General features: G+C 66.7%; 13 protein-coding genes. 5 read left to right on the forward strand and 8 right to left on the reverse strand.

Annotation, left to right across the window (positions count from 1 at the left end):
• Positions 1-47 precede the first annotated feature (47 nt).
• On the forward strand, positions 48-839 hold the full coding sequence (locus QX126_RS21840; protein ID WP_315734428.1) for an inositol monophosphatase family protein: 792 nt from the start codon (positions 48-50) through the stop codon (positions 837-839).
• Between the two features lie 239 nt (positions 840-1,078).
• Here the strand turns inward: QX126_RS21840 and QX126_RS21845 are convergent, their stop codons facing one another.
• The 5 genes from QX126_RS21845 to QX126_RS21865 form a co-directional block, all read right to left on the reverse strand.
• The gene (locus QX126_RS21845) at positions 1,079-1,675 is read right to left on the reverse strand and encodes a hypothetical protein (RefSeq protein ID WP_315783583.1); all 597 of its coding nucleotides are present in this window, start codon (positions 1,673-1,675) and stop codon (positions 1,079-1,081) included.
• A 362-nt stretch (positions 1,676-2,037) separates the two neighbouring features.
• Positions 2,038-5,193, reverse strand: coding sequence for a multidrug efflux RND transporter permease subunit (locus tag QX126_RS21850; RefSeq protein ID WP_315783584.1), 3,156 nt, complete (start codon positions 5,191-5,193; stop codon positions 2,038-2,040).
• A 5-nt stretch (positions 5,194-5,198) separates the two neighbouring features.
• Positions 5,199-6,395: an efflux RND transporter periplasmic adaptor subunit gene (locus QX126_RS21855; protein ID WP_315783585.1), complete on the reverse strand. Its 1,197-nt coding sequence runs from the start codon at positions 6,393-6,395 to the stop codon at positions 5,199-5,201.
• Positions 6,396-6,676: 281 nt separating this feature from the next.
• Positions 6,677-7,705, reverse strand: coding sequence for a cyclopropane-fatty-acyl-phospholipid synthase family protein (locus tag QX126_RS21860; protein WP_315783587.1), 1,029 nt, complete (start codon positions 7,703-7,705; stop codon positions 6,677-6,679).
• Positions 7,706-7,717: 12 nt separating this feature from the next.
• Positions 7,718-8,530: a DUF1295 domain-containing protein gene (locus tag QX126_RS21865; protein ID WP_315783589.1), complete on the reverse strand. Its 813-nt coding sequence runs from the start codon at positions 8,528-8,530 to the stop codon at positions 7,718-7,720.
• Positions 8,531-8,712: 182 nt separating this feature from the next.
• On the opposite strand from QX126_RS21865, the gene QX126_RS21870 reads away from it, so the two are divergent.
• The 3 genes from QX126_RS21870 to QX126_RS21880 are packed head-to-tail and all read left to right on the forward strand — an operon-like array spanning position 8,713 to position 11,219.
• Entirely contained in the window at positions 8,713-9,702 is a 990-nt protein-coding gene (locus QX126_RS21870) for a flagellar motor protein MotA (RefSeq protein WP_315734443.1), read from the forward strand.
• A 42-nt stretch (positions 9,703-9,744) separates the two neighbouring features.
• Complete coding sequence (locus tag QX126_RS21875) at positions 9,745-10,773, forward strand: peptidoglycan -binding protein (protein ID WP_315753304.1); 1,029 nt, start codon at positions 9,745-9,747, stop codon at positions 10,771-10,773.
• Positions 10,770-11,219, forward strand: coding sequence for a GNAT family N-acetyltransferase (locus QX126_RS21880; RefSeq protein WP_315783591.1), 450 nt, complete (start codon positions 10,770-10,772; stop codon positions 11,217-11,219). Before QX126_RS21875 ends, QX126_RS21880 begins: the two co-directional genes overlap by 4 nt.
• Positions 11,220-11,421: 202 nt before the next feature.
• Here QX126_RS21880 and QX126_RS21885 read toward each other — a convergent pair whose 3' ends face one another.
• Complete coding sequence (locus QX126_RS21885) at positions 11,422-11,622, reverse strand: hypothetical protein (RefSeq protein ID WP_006614616.1); 201 nt, start codon at positions 11,620-11,622, stop codon at positions 11,422-11,424.
• 146 nt (positions 11,623-11,768) lie between these two features.
• The gene (locus tag QX126_RS21890; RefSeq protein ID WP_315734450.1) at positions 11,769-13,625 is read right to left on the reverse strand and encodes an ABC transporter ATP-binding protein/permease; all 1,857 of its coding nucleotides are present in this window, start codon (positions 13,623-13,625) and stop codon (positions 11,769-11,771) included.
• 223 nt (positions 13,626-13,848) lie between these two features.
• Between QX126_RS21890 and rpmE the strand changes: the two genes are divergently transcribed.
• Positions 13,849-14,076, forward strand: a complete 228-nt coding sequence (gene rpmE / locus QX126_RS21895) for a 50S ribosomal protein L31 (protein WP_015664357.1) — start codon at positions 13,849-13,851, stop codon at positions 14,074-14,076.
• Positions 14,077-14,232: 156 nt separating this feature from the next.
• Here rpmE and QX126_RS21900 read toward each other — a convergent pair whose 3' ends face one another.
• Entirely contained in the window at positions 14,233-14,745 is a 513-nt protein-coding gene (locus QX126_RS21900; protein ID WP_315783593.1) for a DUF1465 family protein, read from the reverse strand.
• Positions 14,746-15,204 lie beyond the last annotated feature (459 nt).

Consider the following 15,204-nt stretch of genomic DNA (forward strand, 5'->3'; position numbering starts at 1 on the left):
GGGAAGGCGCGCACCGCAAGGTGCGGTCAGCCCAGCGCATCGAGCTCATGATCCATTCCGCCCTCATCAACGTCATGGTCAAGGCCGCGCGCCGCGCCGGTCGCAACCTCAAGCGCGATCTCGGTGAGATCGAGCACCTGCAGGTGTCGCTGAAGGGGCCAGCGAACTTCGTCTCGCGCGCCGACAAGAAGGCCGAGGAGATGCTGTACGAGGATCTCTCCAAGGCCCGTCCCGGCTACGGCTTCATCGGCGAGGAAGGCGGCAAGCGGGAAGGCAGCGACAAGTCGCACACCTGGATCGTCGACCCGCTCGACGGCACCACCAATTTCCTGCACGGCATCCCGCAATTCGCGATCTCGATCGCGCTTCAGCGCGAGGACACCGTGATCGCCGGTGTGATCTACAATCCCGCCAATGACGAGCTCTACATCGCTGAGCGTGGCAAGGGCGCGTTCCTCAACGACCAGCGGCTGCGCGTCGCCGCACGGCGCCAGCTCCACGAATGCGTCATCGCCTGCGGCCTGCCGCATATCGGCCGCGGCGACCACCAGCTGTTCCTGCGCGAGATGACCTCGCTGCAGGTCAAGGTCGCAGGGCTCCGCCGCTTCGGCGCCGCCTCGCTCGACCTCGCCTTCGTCGCGGCGGGGCGCTTCGACGCCTATTGGGAGCGCGACCTGCAACCCTGGGACATCGCCGCCGGCTTGATCATGGTGCGTGAGGCCGGTGGCACCGTTTCCGGTATCGACGGCAAGGAGGACGCGCTGGCCACCGGCCACGTCGTGTGCGGCAACGAGGTCATTCACCGCGAGCTGGTGAAGGTGCTGAAGGCGGCGGCGTAGTTCGAGCCTCCGATCGGGTCTTCAGTCTGCACTCTGCGGGCCTGGCGCGAGCTCTGGCCTCACACATCGTGTCCGTCCCGGCCTTGAGCCGGAACCCAGCCACCGGCTCTCGTGCCTGAGCAAGACCGGTCGACCAGCGTGCCTCAAACCTCTCCCTGGGGGTATGGGTCCCGGATCGGCGCGCGCGTGCCGCGCGCTTGTCCGGGACGACACCGAGGGTGTCGTTTGGTTGCCGGGCTCTACCGCCGCCCGCTGGTGAACGCCTGGGGCGTAGCACCTGGCAGCGCCGGCGAGTTGATGTCGCTGTCGACGCGGTCGGACGACTGGCCGGCATAGCTGAAGCCGAGCGACAAACTGACGTTGCTCGTCGGCTTGAACTCGACACCGCCGTTGATCGCATAAGCGGGCGTCGAGGTGGAGCGCGAATCGAACGTCGCGAACGGGCCGCCGAGGCCGGGATTGTATTTCAGCGTGTCGAAGCCGCCGTAGACACTGACGCCGCTCTTGAAGGTGTAGCCGTATTGCGCGCCTTCGGTCGTGTACGAGCCGAGCGAGCCGTAGCGATTGACGATGTTCGAGCTCAGGCCGACGCCAGTGAGCGCCGACCAATTGTTCGTCACGCTGTAGCGCCGCGAGAAGAAGCCGCTGTCGCTGCCGTTCGCCGTGAAGCTCGGAAAGTTGCCGTAGGAGTCGAGGCTGCCGGCATCGCTGAAGCCGACCGGCCAGCCCGGCAGCCAGTATTTCACGGGGCCAGACTGGGCGTGAGCCCCGGGAGCGCCGAGGCAGAGGCCAGCCAGCAGAAACGCGAAAGCCAATTTGCGTGGGAACATCGACATGCCGTTACCGCTTCACGTCGGCGGATCATACACGCGGAGAGTGGCGAACTCCAGACAGAGAGGGGATTTCGAGCGCGGCCGCGAAGCCGGTGCGCTCCCCTCCCCCTTGCGGGGAGGGGTGGGGGTCCACGAGTCACGCTCGATGTGATGACCCACCGCCCAATTCATGTGTGCGCAGTCGGTCCGCTACAGATCGTGCGCTTCGCACCGATGTCCGCTGACTGACTCTTGAACGGAGCATGCCACGACGTTCGGCGTTCGGCGCCCCCCACCCCCAACCCCTCCCCGCGAGGGGGAGGAGAGCAGACCGGCCGCGCGGCAGGATGTCGGCACAATCCTCCGGACAGACCATTCATGATCGCCTACGACTTCGCCGGCGCCGGTGGCCCATAGGCCTCACGCTCCGCCACCCCCTCCGTCTTCTCCCGATCGCCTGCGAGCACGCGCTGCACCGAGACGAAGAACACCGGCACCATCAGCAGCGCCAGGATCACCACCGCGATCATGCCGCCCATCACGTTGGTGCCGAGCGCCTGCTGGCTCGCGCCGCCGGCGCCCGTCGCCATCGACATCGGCAGCACGCCGCAGACGAAGGCGAGGCCGGTCATGATGATCGGGCGGAAGCGCAAGGAGCAGGCCTCGATCGTCGCCGCGACCAGCGGCTTGCCGTGGGCGCGCAAGTCCTTGGCGAACTCGATGATCAGGATCGCGTCCTTGGCGGCGAGTCCGATGATGGTGATCAGCGCCACCGTGAAGTACACGTCGTTGGACAGGCCGCGCAGATTGGCGGCGACGACGGCGCCGAGGATGCCGAGCGGCACGGTCAAGAGCACCGCGAGCGGGATCGTCCAGCTTTCGTAGAGCGCGGCCAGGCACAGGAACACCACCAGCGCCGACAGGCCCAGCAGCAGCGGCGCCTGCGAGCCCGACAGCTTCTCCTGCAGCGACTGTCCGGTCCATTCATAGCCGAAGCCGCGCGGCAGCTTGCCGGCGAGCCGCTCCATCTCCTTGAGCGCATCGCCCGAGGTGTAGCCCGGCTTGGCCTCGCCGGAGATGCGGATCGCCGGATAGTAGTTGAAGCCGGCGATCTGGCTCGGTCCCCTGGCCCATTGGATCGTCGCGAACGACGAGAACGGCACCAGCTGTCCCTTGGCGTTCTTGACGCTGTAGTTGAGGATATCGTCTGCGTTCATGCGGCTGATGCGATCGGCCTGCACCACGACGCGCTGCATGCGGCCGCGGTTGGGGAAGTCGTTCACGTAAGTAGAGCCGAGATTGGTCGAGATCGTGTTGTTGATGTCCTCGAAGGTGACGCCGAAGGCGCCGGCCTTCTCGCGGTCGATCATCAGATTGACCTGGGGTCCCGGCGGCAGGCCTTCGACATAGACCTTCTGCAGCACGGGGCTCGCATTGGCTTCTGCGATCAGCTGGTCGGCGGCGGCGGTCAGCGCGGCATAGCCCTTCTGGCCGCGGTCCTGCAGGCGGAAGCTGAAGCCCGAGGAGTTGCCGAGATTGTCGATCGGCGGCGGCTGCAGCGCCGTGATCTTGGCGTCGCGCAAGCCGGCGAGATCGCGGTTGATGTCGGCGACCAGCGCCGCGGCGCCGTCACGCTTGCTGCGCTCCGACCAGTCCTTCAGCGAGATGAAGGCCTGGGCGGTGTTGACGCCCTGGCCGGCATAGCTGAAGCCGGTCAGGAAGGTGACGTTCTCGATCCCTTCGCGCTTGGCGAGATACTTCTCGACCGCCTCGACGGCCGCCTGCGTCCGCGCATAGGAGGAGTCCGCCGGTGTCTGCACGTCGGTGGTGATGAAGCCCTGGTCATCGACCGGCAGGAAGCCGCCCGGCAGCCGGATGAAGGCGAAGGTCAACCCGACCAGGAAGATCGCATAGATCAGCATCAGCCGTCCGGTGCGCTTCAGCGCACCGCCGACCACGCCGGCGTAGCGGTTGCGGCTGCTGTCCATGAAGCGGTTGAACCAGCCGAACACGCCCTTCTTCGCGTGGCCGTGGCCGGCCGTGACCGGCTTCAGCAGGGTGGCGCACAACGCCGGCGTCAGCGACAGCGCCAGCAGCGCCGAGAAGCCGATCGCCGCCACCATGGTGACCGAGAACTGCCGGTAGATGATGCCGACCGAGCCGGGGAAGAACGCCATCGGCACGAACACCGCCATCAGCACCAGGGTGATGCCGATGATGGCGCCAGTGATCTGGCCCATCGCCTTGCGCGTCGCCTCCTTCGGCGACAGCCCCTCCTCGGTCATGATGCGCTCGACGTTCTCGACCACGACGATGGCATCGTCGACGAGGATGCCGACCGCGAGCACCATGCCGAACATCGTCAGCATGTTGATGGAGTAGCCGACCAGCATCAGCGTCGCGCAGGTGCCGAGCAGCGCCACGGGCACGACGATGGTCGGGATGATGGTGTAGCGGATGTTCTGCAGGAACAGGAACATCACCACGAACACCAGCACGACGGCTTCGACCAGGGTCATCAGCACCCGCTTGATCGAGGCTTTGACGACCGGCGTGATGTCGTAGGGGATTTCATAGCTGATGTTGGACGGGAAGAAGCGCGACAGCTCCTTCATCTTGGCCTCGACCGCGCTCGCGGTCGCCAGCGCATTGCCGGTCGGCGACAGCAGCACCGACAGGCCCGCGGTCGGCTTGCCGTTGAGGCGGGTGTTGAACTGATAGCTCAGGCCCCCGATCTCGATGCGGGCGACGTCGCGCAGCCGGACCGTCGAGCCGTCGGCATTGGCGCGCAGGATGATCGATCCGAACTCGTCGGGCGAATCGAGCTGGCCCTTGACCAGCACCAGCGCCGAGGTGCGCTGCGAGGTCGTCGCGGGCTCGGCGCCGATGCTGCCCGAGGCGACCTGCGCGTTCTGCGCGCCGATCGCCTTGGTGACGTCGTCGGCGGTGAGGCCGTAGCCGACCAGCTTGGCCGGATCGAGCCAGACGCGCAGCGAGCGCTCGGTCGAATACAGCGTGGCGCGGCCGACGCCGGGAATGCGCCGGACTTCGCCGAGCACGTTGCGGATCATGAAGTCGCCGAGGCCGACCTCGTCGAGGCTGCCGTCGGTCGACTGCAGGGTGATGATCTGCAGCACCGCGGCGGAGGCTTCCTCGACCAGGATGCCCTGCTGGATGACGGCGCGCGGCAGCCGCGCCTCGACACGCTTGAGGCGGTTCTGTACCTCGACCGAGGCGTCGTTGGTCGACGTGCCCGGCACGAAGTTCGCGGTGATCTCGACCTGGCCTAGCGAATCGCTGGTGGATTCGAAATTGAGAATGCCGGAAGCGCCGTTGAGCTCCTCCTCGATGAGCCGCGTCACGCTGTTGTAGAGGTTCTCCGGCGATGCGCCGGGATAGCTCGTCGAGATCGAGATCGAGGGCGGCGCAATGATCGGATATTGCGCCACCGCCAGCAGCGGAATCGCGATCGCGCCGATCAGGCAGATGAACAGCGCGACGACCCAGGCGAAGATAGGCCGGTCGATGAAGAAGCTCGGCATGCGACTTACCGCGTCGCCGACTTCGATTCGAGCTGCGTCGCGGCGCTGACCTCGGTCCAGACCTGCGGCGCGACCCTGTCGCCGGCGGCGAACTTCTGGAAGCCGTCGACCACGACCTTGTCGCCGGCGCGCAGACCGTCGGTGATCAGCACCAGGCCATCCTGGGTCGGACCGGTGCGGACCGGCCTGGCGATCGCGCGGTTGTCGTCGCGGATGACGTAGACCTCGGACCCGCCGGCCGCGTTGCGCTGCACCGCCTGCTGCGGCACGCCGACGGAGTCGCTGTCGATGCCCTGCTCGATGCGGACGCGGACATACATGCCCGGCAGAAGCTCGCGCTTCGGATTGGCGAACTCGCCGCGCAGGGTGACCTGACCGGTGGCGGCATCGACCTTGGCGTCGGAGAACAAGAGCTTGCCGGGGATCGAATACGGCGTGCCGTCGTCGAGCACGAGACGGACCTTGATCGCGTCGGGCGAGATCTGGTCGAGGTCGCCCGACTCGAACGCCCGGCGCAGGCGGTTGAGCTCGCTCACCGACTGGGTGAAGTCGGCATAGATCGGATCGAGCTGCTGGATCGTGACCAGCGAGGTCTCGTTCTGGACCGCGATGGCGCCCTCGCTGACCTGGGCCGCACCGACGATGCCGTCGATCGGCGCGCGCACGGTCGCATAGTCGAGATTGAGCTGGGCACGCGCGAGATCGGCCTTGCGGGCCTCGATGTCGGCCGCGGCTTCGCGCTCGCTCGCGACCGCCTTCTCCTGCTCGACCTCGGGCGCAGCGCGCTCCTTGAACAGCAGGGCGATGCGGCGCGCCTGCTGCACCGCGCGCTCATGCACCGCCTCGGCCTTGGCCAGCGCCGCCCGGCTCGACATGATCTCCACCTCGAACGGTTTCGGATCGATGCGATAGAGCGGATCGCCCGCCTTGACCTCGCTGCCCTGGCGGAACAGCCGCTCGACGATGATGCCCGAGACGCGCGGACGGACGTCGGAGACGCGGGTCGGCGCGATGCGGCCGGGCAGCTCGCGCACGATCGCTCGCGCCTTCTGCTCGACGGTCACGATGCCGACGTCGGGGATGACGATCTGCTCATTGGCGGAGGCCTGAGCCTGGATGGGGTCGTTACAGCCGGCCAGCAGCGGCGCGGCGGCCGCGAGCATCAATGCACTGCTGACCAGCGACGCGCGAAAACGAGACATGGGTGGAGGAGCCCCTCAATGATGATGAAAACCGGTCGACCGGATGGCCCAGTCATGGCGCCATTCTGGCGCTCGCCTTGCCTGCAACATAGAAAAGAGCTGCTGCGACGCAACGCGGAACCCGGGCGGCTTGATGTCACACGAACTACGTGACTGATAGATCAAGATTTTTTTGGACTCACCTAATTGTGAGTGCTTTGTGGCAGCAGGTTCCCCGCAGAATCCGCACAGCGAAACGCGAATCTCCTTCGGAGCTGCGGCATCCCGCCGCAGCGAACAAATTAGTTCGCCGGCCGCAGGCGGTAGTGACTGACGCCCCATTCACGGCCTTCGTCGTGCCCGAACAGACCCGCGGTGGCGAGGAAGAACCAGCGCCAGCGGCGCATCCACAGCGCCGTGGCGTCGCCATAGACCGGCTGCAGCACCTGCAGGATGCGGTTGTAGTCGGCATCGAAATTGGCGAGCCAGTCCCGTGCCGTGCGCTGATAATGCGTGCCGCTCCAGCACCATTCCTTCTCGACCGCGAACAGATCCGCGTACTGCCGGATCAAGGTGTGGCTCGGCATGATGCCGCCGGTGAAGAAGTGCTGCGCGATCCAGTCCTCGCGATCGTTGCGGTCGAACAGGTAGGATCCGGTGCGGTGGGTGAAGATGTGCATGAACAGGCGGCCGTCCGGCGCGAGCCATGATCTGACCCGCGACAGCAGCTCGCGCCAGTTCATCATGTGCTCGAACATCTCCACCGAGACGATGCGATCGAACTGCGCGTCGGGAGCGAACCCGTTCATGTCGGCGGTGATGACCCGCAAATTGAGCAGGCCGCGCGCGGCCGCCATCTCCTCGATCGCGCGGCGCTGCGAATGGGAGTTCGACACCGCCGTGATCTTCGCATGCGGGAACTGCCGGGCCATGAACAGCGACAGCGAGCCCCAGCCGCAGCCGAGCTCGAGAATGCTCTGGCCGTCCTGCAGATCGGCATTGGCGACGGTCTGGCGCAGCGCCTCCTCCTCCGCCTCCTGCAGGGTGGAGACCGGCTCCTTGTAGAAGCAGCAGGAATATTTGCGGTTCGGCCCGAGCACGCGGGCGAAGAACGCCGCCGGCACCTCGTAGTGCTGGCTGTTCGCCGCGTCGGTATGCTCGGCGATCGGGCGCATCGTCAGCACGCGGGCGAACTCTGCATCACCCATTGCATCGGCCCCGCCCAGCCGCGCCGCGGTGCGTGCGCACAATTCGGAGATCGCTGAGCGGATGACGGCGTCAGGCAGCGGCACACGCTCGGCGGCGCCGATGATGGTCGAGATGAAGCTCATGCAGTGGCTCCGTTACTTCGTAAAAGGATTTGGCGGCAGGGGAAAGAACGCGCTGGTGCGCGCCTGGTAGGCCCGGTAGCGATCGCCGCGCGAGCGCAGCATCTGCTGTTCCAGCGGCGGGATGCCGGTGACGTGGACCAGGATCCAGTACATGAACAGCGGCGCGAGCAGGCTGGCGAAGCCCCACGGATGATCGAATGACAGCGCGATGACCGGGTAGGACAGCCAGCACACCCATTCGAAGAAATAGTTGGGATGGCGCGACCAGCGCCACAGGCCGACGTCGCACACCTTGCCCTTGTTGGCGGGATCGGCGCGGAACGCCTTGAGCTGGGCGTCGGCCAGTCCCTCGCCGGCGATGCCTGCGAACAGCACGAAGATGCCGAGATAGTCCTGCAGACGCAGCTCGGCGGCCGGCGCATGGGCCGCGACGAACATCGCGAACACCAGCGGGATCGAGCCCCAGGCCTGCTGCTGCAGGAACAGGAACATGCGCCGCGGTGCGGCCGCGCCCCATTGCCGGGCAAACTCCGCATAGCGCGGGTCGTCGGACATGCCGCGGCTGCGTGCCGCGACATGGCCGCCGAGCCGCAGCGACCAGATCGCCACCAGCACCGCGACCAGCCACTGCCGCGCGTTGGGGGCGGCGCCGCCGGCGGGCCAGATCGCGCCGGCGGCGCCGACCAGCCCGACGGAAAATGTCCAGATCGTGTCGACCCAGCCGGAGTTGCCGCTGCGCTGCTGCACGACCCAGGCGAGCCCCATCAGCACCGACATCGCCGCGGCCATCGCCAGGAGCGCTTGCAGATATTCAACGACGGTCATGACAAAGCCAGGGCGTTCCCGCTAGATATGAGCCACGGGACTAACTACGCCGCGGATGCCCGCCGGTTTCAGCCATAGTTCCGCGCAGGGGACGGGGATTGCGCCGATCGCGGCTTTTTTCCCGCTGCTGCTGTGCCATAGTGGATTTCAGGGACCGGTCCCCGCAACGGATGTCATCGACAATGCCTCAAGGCTCCCCTTCCCGCTCCGCGATGGACGTCGAAATGACCAAATTGTCCTCGCCCCGGATCTTCCTGGTGCGGATGCTGGTCTTCCTGGTGCTGTGCGCGCTGGTCGGCGTCGTGCTCTACAAGCAGATCATCATGGCGTTCTTCGCCAATCCCGGCCTCAACGCCCTGATCGGGGCGGTGCTGCTGATCGGCGTCATCCTGTCGTTCCGACAGGTGGTCCGGCTCTATCCGGAAGTGTCCTGGGTCAACAATTTCCGCATCGCCGATCCCGGCCTGGCGGTGCCTCGTCACCCGGTCCTGCTGGCGCCGATGGCCGCCATCCTCGGCCGCGAGCGCTCGGGGCGGATGTCGATCTCACAGCAGACCATGCGCCATCTGCTCGACTCGATCGCTACGCGCCTGGACGAGGCCCGCGACATCTCCCGCTACATGACCGGCCTGCTGGTGTTCCTCGGCCTGCTCGGCACGTTCTGGGGCCTGATCGAGACGGTCGGCTCGGTCGGCAAGGTGATCGAGGGCCTCAAGGTCGGCGGCGACGCCGGCGCGCTGTTCGATACGCTGAAGGGCGGCCTTGCCGCGCCGCTGGGCGGCATGGGCATCTCGTTCTCGTCCTCGCTGTTCGGCCTCGCCGGCTCGCTGATCCTCGGCTTCCTCGACCTGCAGTCGAGCCAGGCGCAGAACCGCTTCTATACCGACCTGGAAGACTGGCTCGCGGGCACCGTGCGCGAATATGGCGGGACGGGCGATACCGGGGCCGATCTCTCGGTCGCCATCGAGCGGCTGCGCACCGCCATGGAGGACGGCTCGAACCGCGGCGCCACCGCGGCGATGGCCAACCTCGCCGAGGCGATCCAGGGGCTGGTCGGGCACATGCGCACCGAGCAGCAGATGATCCGCGAATGGGCCGACGGCCAGGGCGAGCAGAACCGCGAGATCAAGCGGCTGCTGGAGCGGCTCGCGCGGCAGACCGAGAAGAGTTGAGCTGCTCCACCGGCCTGCCGAAGATGAACTAGGAGACGCTGAATGGCGCTTGCCCGTACCCGCCGTGGAGATTCCGGCCTCAACTACTGGCCGGGCTTCGTCGACGCGCTCTCGACGCTGGTGCTGTCGATCGTGTTCCTGCTGACCGTGTTCCTGGTGGTGCAGTTCTTCCTGTCGCAGGAGGTCACCGGCAAGGACAAGGCGCTGGAGCAGCTCAACGCCAAGATCGCGCAGCTCAACGAGATGCTGTCCCTGGAGAAGCTCGGCAAGCTCTCGCTGGACGACCAAGTTGCGCAACTGCGCGCCGGGCTCGCAAGCGCCGAAGCAGAGCGCGACCGCGTCAAGGGCCTCTATGACGGGCTCGCCAATGCCGGCAGCAATGCCGCCGGCCGCGCCAACGAGCTCAACCGGGCGCTCGACTCCGAGAAGCAGGTCACGGCGCGGGCGCTGGCCCAGATCGAGGTGCTCAACCAGCAGATCAGCGCACTGCGCCGCCAGCTCGCCGCGCTCGAGGATGCGCTCGATGCCTCGGAGAAGCGCGACAAGGAATCGCAGAGCCGCATCGCCGATCTCGGCTCGCGCCTCAACGTCGCGCTGGCACAGCGGGTGCAGGAGCTGACCCGGTACCGCTCGGAGTTCTTCGGCCGGCTGCGCGCCATCCTCGGCAACCGTCCCGACATTCGCGTCGTCGGCGACCGCTTCGTGTTCCAGTCCGAGGTGTTCTTCGACACGGGGCAAGCCACCCTGCTGCCCGAGGGCCAGCAGGAGCTGAACTCGGTGGCGACGGCGCTGGTCGATCTCGACAAGCAGATCCCCGCCGAGATCTCCTGGGTGCTGCGGGTCGATGGCCACACCGACGTTCGTCCGATCAACAGCCCGGTGTTCAAGTCGAACTGGGAATTGTCCTCGGCGCGCGCCATCTCGGTGGTGCAGTATCTGATCTCGCTCGGCGTGCCTGCCCAGCGCCTGGTCGCGGCCGGCTTCGCCGAATTCCAGCCGCTCGACCCCGCGAATACCGAGGAGGCCTTCCGCCGCAACCGGCGCATCGAGCTGAAGCTGACGGAGCGGTGACGTCGACCTCCACCCTGCGCCCCTATCGCGCCGAGGACGAGGACGCGGCGATCGCGCTGTGGCAGGAGACGTGGCAGCTCGCTTATCCCGCCATCGACTTTGCCGCGCGGGTGCCGTGGTGGCGCGAGCGCTGGCGCAGCGAGCTGGTACCGAAGGCTGAGGTGATCGTGGCCGAGACGGAGGGCACCCTCGCCGGCTTCGTCACCATCGATGCTACCGGCTATCTCGATCAGCTCGTGGTGTCGCCCCAGCATTGGGGCTCGCCGCTGGCGACGCAGCTCGTCGACGTGGCCAAGCAGCGTTCGCCCGGCGGCATCACGCTGTTGGTCAACAAGGACAACGCCCGCGCCATTCGCTTCTACAAGCGCTGCGGCTTCGCGGAGGCCGGCGAGGACGTCAACCCGACGTCGGGCCGTCCGGTGCTGCGAATGGCGTGGACGCCTTAGAAGCGATTGGATTGCACTGCGGCGACACACACCACTGTCGTCCCGGACAACCGAGCGCAGCGAGGGCAGATCCGGGACCCATACGCCGCGGCAGAGGTTTTGCGACGAGTGGGTGTCCCTGGCATTCGGGCGCCAAACATCGGTCTGTGGTTATGGGCCCCTGCGTTCGCAGGGGCGACACCGAGGGTGCAGCGATCAGCAACTACACGCCGCGAAACAGCACGCCGATCGTCAACACCACGAACGCAATCGCCAGCGCATCGAAGGCGTGCGCGGCCGACAGCAGCGGCACCGAAGCGTGCATGTAGTGCGCGAGCATCGCGACGAGGGCGAGCACCAGCGCGATTGCGAAGATCACGAACGAGGGCGGCGTGAGGGCAAAACTGCCACGACGATAAGGCATGTCCGTTGCTCCTGTTAGGACCAGGCACGCCTGCTACGAGCGGCGCGCCATCTGTTCCGGCAGGGAACGTACAAGGCGGGAGAAAGGTTGCAGGGTCGGGAACGAGAATTCGAGGGTGTTGCCGGCCGTCCACGGTGTTGCAGGAACTACACGCCCTCGAACTGCAGCCGGGCCAGCCGCGCATAGAGACCGTTGGCCGCAACCAGCGACGTGTGGGTGCCCTGCTCGACGATGCGGCCGCGGTCCATGACCAGGATGCGGTCGCAGGACAGCACCGTGGCGAGTCGATGCGCGATCACCAGGGTGGTGCGGTCCTTCATCAGCCCCTCGAGCGCAGTCTGTACCAGCGTCTCGCTCTCGGCGTCGAGCGCCGAGGTCGCCTCGTCGAGCAGCAGCAGCGGCGCATCGCGCAGGATGGCACGCGCGATGGCGATGCGCTGGCGCTGGCCGCCCGAGAGCGTGACGCCGCGCTCGCCGAGCGAGGTGTCGAAGCCGTTCGGCAAGCGGCGGATGAATTCGCTGGCATGAGCGAGATCGGCGGCGCGCTCGACCTCGGCGTCGGTCGCCTCCGGCCGGCCGAAGCGGATGTTCTCACGCGCACTGGCGGCGAACACCACGGATTCCTGCGGCACCAGCGCGATGCGCTCGCGCATCTTGCGCGGGTCGGCCGCGCGCACCGGCACACCGTCGAACGAGATCGAGCCGGAGGCGGGATCGTAGAAGCGCAGAAGCAGATGGAACAGCGTGCTCTTGCCGGCGCCGGAGGGGCCGACGATTGCGACCTTCTCACCGGCGCGAATGGAGAACGACACGTCCTCGAGAACGCGGACGTCTGGGCGACCCGGATAGGCGAAGCTGACCCGCTCGAAGCCGAGGTCGCCACGCGCCGGCTCCGGCATCGGGCGCGGCTGCGCGGGCGCCGTGATTTCCGGCTGCACGTGCAACAGCTCGAACAGCCGCTCGGCGGCGCCGGACGCCGCCGACACCTCGCCCCAGACTTCCGAGAGCTGGCCGAGCCCGGCGGCCGCGAAGGCCGCGTAGAGCACGAACTGACCGAGACGGCCGGCGCTGATCGCACCGGTCAGCACGTCGTGCGAGCCGACCCAGAGGATCGCAACGACGCTGGAGAACACGATGAAGATGATGATCGCGGTGAGCACGCCGCGCGCCTGGGTCGAGACCCGCGCCGCCTCATAGGCCTGCTCGACCTCGCCGCCGAAGCGCGCCGCCGCGAGCCTCTCGCTGGTATAGGCCTGCACCGTCCTGATCGAACCGATCAGCTCGGACGCATAGGCCGAGGCGTCGGCGAGCGTGTCCTGGGCGTTGCGCGACAGCCGCCGGACCCAGCGCCCGAACGCCACCAGCGGCAGCACGATCAGCGGGATCGCCAGCAGCACGAAGCCGGACAGCTTCGGGCTCGTGATCACCATCATTGCGGTGGCGCCGATGAACAGCAGCAGATTGCGCAGCGCGATGGACACGGAGGCGCCCGCCGCCGATTTGATCTGGGTGGTGTCGGCGGTGAGCCGCGACACCAGCTCGCCGGAGCGCGCGGAATCGAAGAACGACGGCGACAGCGACATCAGATGCGCGAACACGTCGCGCCGGAGATCGGCGACGATGCGCTCGCCGATCGTCATGACGAGGTAGTAGCGGGCCGCGCTTGCCAGCGCGAGCACCGCCACGACGGCGATCATGACGCTGAAATAGCTGTTGATCAGTTCGATGCCTTTCGGCGTGAAGCCGAAATCGATCATGCGGCGGACCGCGATCGGCACCAGCAGCGTGGTCAGCGCCGCGACCGTGAGCGCGATCAGCGCCAGGAGGGCACGGCCGCGATAGCGCAGGACATAGGGAGACAGCGCCAGCAGCGGGCGCAGCTTCGAGCGCCGCACAGGGCTTGCCGGCTCGGCCAATGCCTCGACGGCCGCAACGGCATCTCCGACCGGATCCTGCCCTGGGGCAGCGCCCTGCCGCTCGTCAAGCCGTTCCACTACGCTCATGGGCCACCTGAGAATTGTTCCAAATACCGATCTGCCGTCCTGATAGGCCTGCCGGGCCGGGCTTGGCAAATCCGGAAACGTACCAAGGTGTTCATCCGCGACCTTGGCTTGTTTTGGGCAGAACCTTGGGCTATAGAGCCCGGCAATTGTCCCCCTTCAGTGACGACAGGATCAGGCGCGGCCGCGCCGCATCATGTCTTCGCATCGTGCCGTAGGATCAGCCATGAAAGCCGACATTCACCCGAATTATCATACGATTACGGTCGTGATGACCGATGGCACCGAGTACCAGACCCGCTCGACCTGGGGCAAAGAGGGCGACAAGCTCAACCTCGACATCGACCCCAAGTCGCACCCGGCGTGGACCGGCGGCACCCAGCAGCTGATGGATCGCGGCGGCCGCGTCTCCCGCTTCCAGAAGAAGTTCCAGGGCTTCCTCAAGAAGGATTGATGCCTTCTTGCCCCGGTACCGGCCTTCCTGGCCTGCGCCTGATGAACAGCTCACAGCAAAACGCCCCCGGAGACGGGGGCGTTTTTGTTTCTGGGCTGGTCGCAACGAGACCTTCGGCTGGGGGAGCGGCCCGGCGGGGCCGCCCGATGCCGGGGCCTACTGCTCGAACGCGGCCTTCAGCCGGTTGAGATGCGGCACCAGCGGATTGCCGATCGCGCTCTGGTCCGGCGGCGGGGAATGAATGGTCGCGTCGAGCCGGCGGACCCGCACCTGCAGGCTCATCGAGCGGGAGATCAGGCTCTGCAGCTGCTGCGGCAGCTTCTCCAGCAGATCATCCGGCCCGGGATCTGCAGCGGTCAGCTTGACCTTGGTCTTCTCGCGGTTGGCCTGGCTCAGGGTCATCTCGCCCTCCTTCACCGCGCGGTGCAGGAGCAGCCAGGACGCCAGTTGCATCAGGCGGGTGGTGAGACGCATGCTCTCGGTCGCGTAGGTCAGGCTGACGGCGCGGTCGAGCGCCTTGGCCTCGTTGCGGCCGTCGCCATCGAGATAGGCGGCGGTCTCCTCGACCAGATCCATGCCTTCCCGGAACAGCGCGCCGAATGCAGCAGAATTGGTGAGCCGCTCGTTGAACTGAACCAGAGCGCCATCGCCCAGCAAACGGTCCGACATGGTTAACGCCTCTTAAACGCGACTGTTTACGCAACCCGGCAACGACGCCGGTATGATGAACAAATCATTGCGCGGCCGGTTTCGAGAGTCCAGCAGCAACGCCTTTTATGGTTTCCACGGCGTGGGCCATGCCGTGCCCTCGTACCATTTGCGACTGCAACACGGCCGATCGCGGCCGAGTCGCACGATCAGCTCAACTAGCAACCATGATCACGGCAATAGTTTGCAGTCGTCGAACGAGGGTCGTCACGCCTGCCGCGGCGCACAGGATTTTCGCGCGCGACCTGCTGGCGACCGAAGACCGGCACGGGCGCAATGAGCAGACACGACGTTCGTTCCACGATCGCCGCCTGCGCATGGGGGAGCGCGCCAAGAACGACCGCCCGGTTCGCCCGGCTCGGCGCGGGCGCAAAAAAAAGAGCCGCCGTTTCCGGCGGCTTTGAAGTTGATAACAGGGAG

Origin of the sequence: Bradyrhizobium sp. SZCCHNPS1003, from assembly GCF_032381555.1 — a bacterium.
GTDB lineage: Bacteria > Pseudomonadota > Alphaproteobacteria > Rhizobiales > Xanthobacteraceae > Bradyrhizobium.

Excerpts from the sequence above, each read along its gene's own strand:
- QX126_RS21900 (WP_315783593.1), bottom strand. The coding sequence starts at position 14,745 with ATGTCGGACCGTTTGCTGGGCGATGGCGCTCTGGTTCAGTTCAACGAG.
- QX126_RS21875 (WP_315753304.1), top strand. The coding sequence starts at position 9,745 with ATGGCGCTTGCCCGTACCCGCCGTGGAGATTCCGGCCTCAACTACTGG.
- QX126_RS21885 (WP_006614616.1), bottom strand. The coding sequence starts at position 11,622 with ATGCCTTATCGTCGTGGCAGTTTTGCCCTCACGCCGCCCTCGTTCGTG.
- QX126_RS21890 (WP_315734450.1), bottom strand. The coding sequence starts at position 13,625 with ATGAGCGTAGTGGAACGGCTTGACGAGCGGCAGGGCGCTGCCCCAGGG.
- QX126_RS21860 (WP_315783587.1), bottom strand. The coding sequence starts at position 7,705 with ATGAGCTTCATCTCGACCATCATCGGCGCCGCCGAGCGTGTGCCGCTG.
- QX126_RS21850 (WP_315783584.1), bottom strand. The coding sequence starts at position 5,193 with ATGCCGAGCTTCTTCATCGACCGGCCTATCTTCGCCTGGGTCGTCGCG.
- rpmE (WP_015664357.1), top strand. The coding sequence starts at position 13,849 with ATGAAAGCCGACATTCACCCGAATTATCATACGATTACGGTCGTGATG.
- QX126_RS21855 (WP_315783585.1), bottom strand. The coding sequence starts at position 6,395 with ATGTCTCGTTTTCGCGCGTCGCTGGTCAGCAGTGCATTGATGCTCGCG.
- QX126_RS21845 (WP_315783583.1), bottom strand. The coding sequence starts at position 1,675 with ATGTCGATGTTCCCACGCAAATTGGCTTTCGCGTTTCTGCTGGCTGGC.
- QX126_RS21870 (WP_315734443.1), top strand. The coding sequence starts at position 8,713 with ATGCCTCAAGGCTCCCCTTCCCGCTCCGCGATGGACGTCGAAATGACC.
- QX126_RS21865 (WP_315783589.1), bottom strand. The coding sequence starts at position 8,530 with ATGACCGTCGTTGAATATCTGCAAGCGCTCCTGGCGATGGCCGCGGCG.
- QX126_RS21840 (WP_315734428.1), top strand. The coding sequence starts at position 48 with ATGATCCATTCCGCCCTCATCAACGTCATGGTCAAGGCCGCGCGCCGC.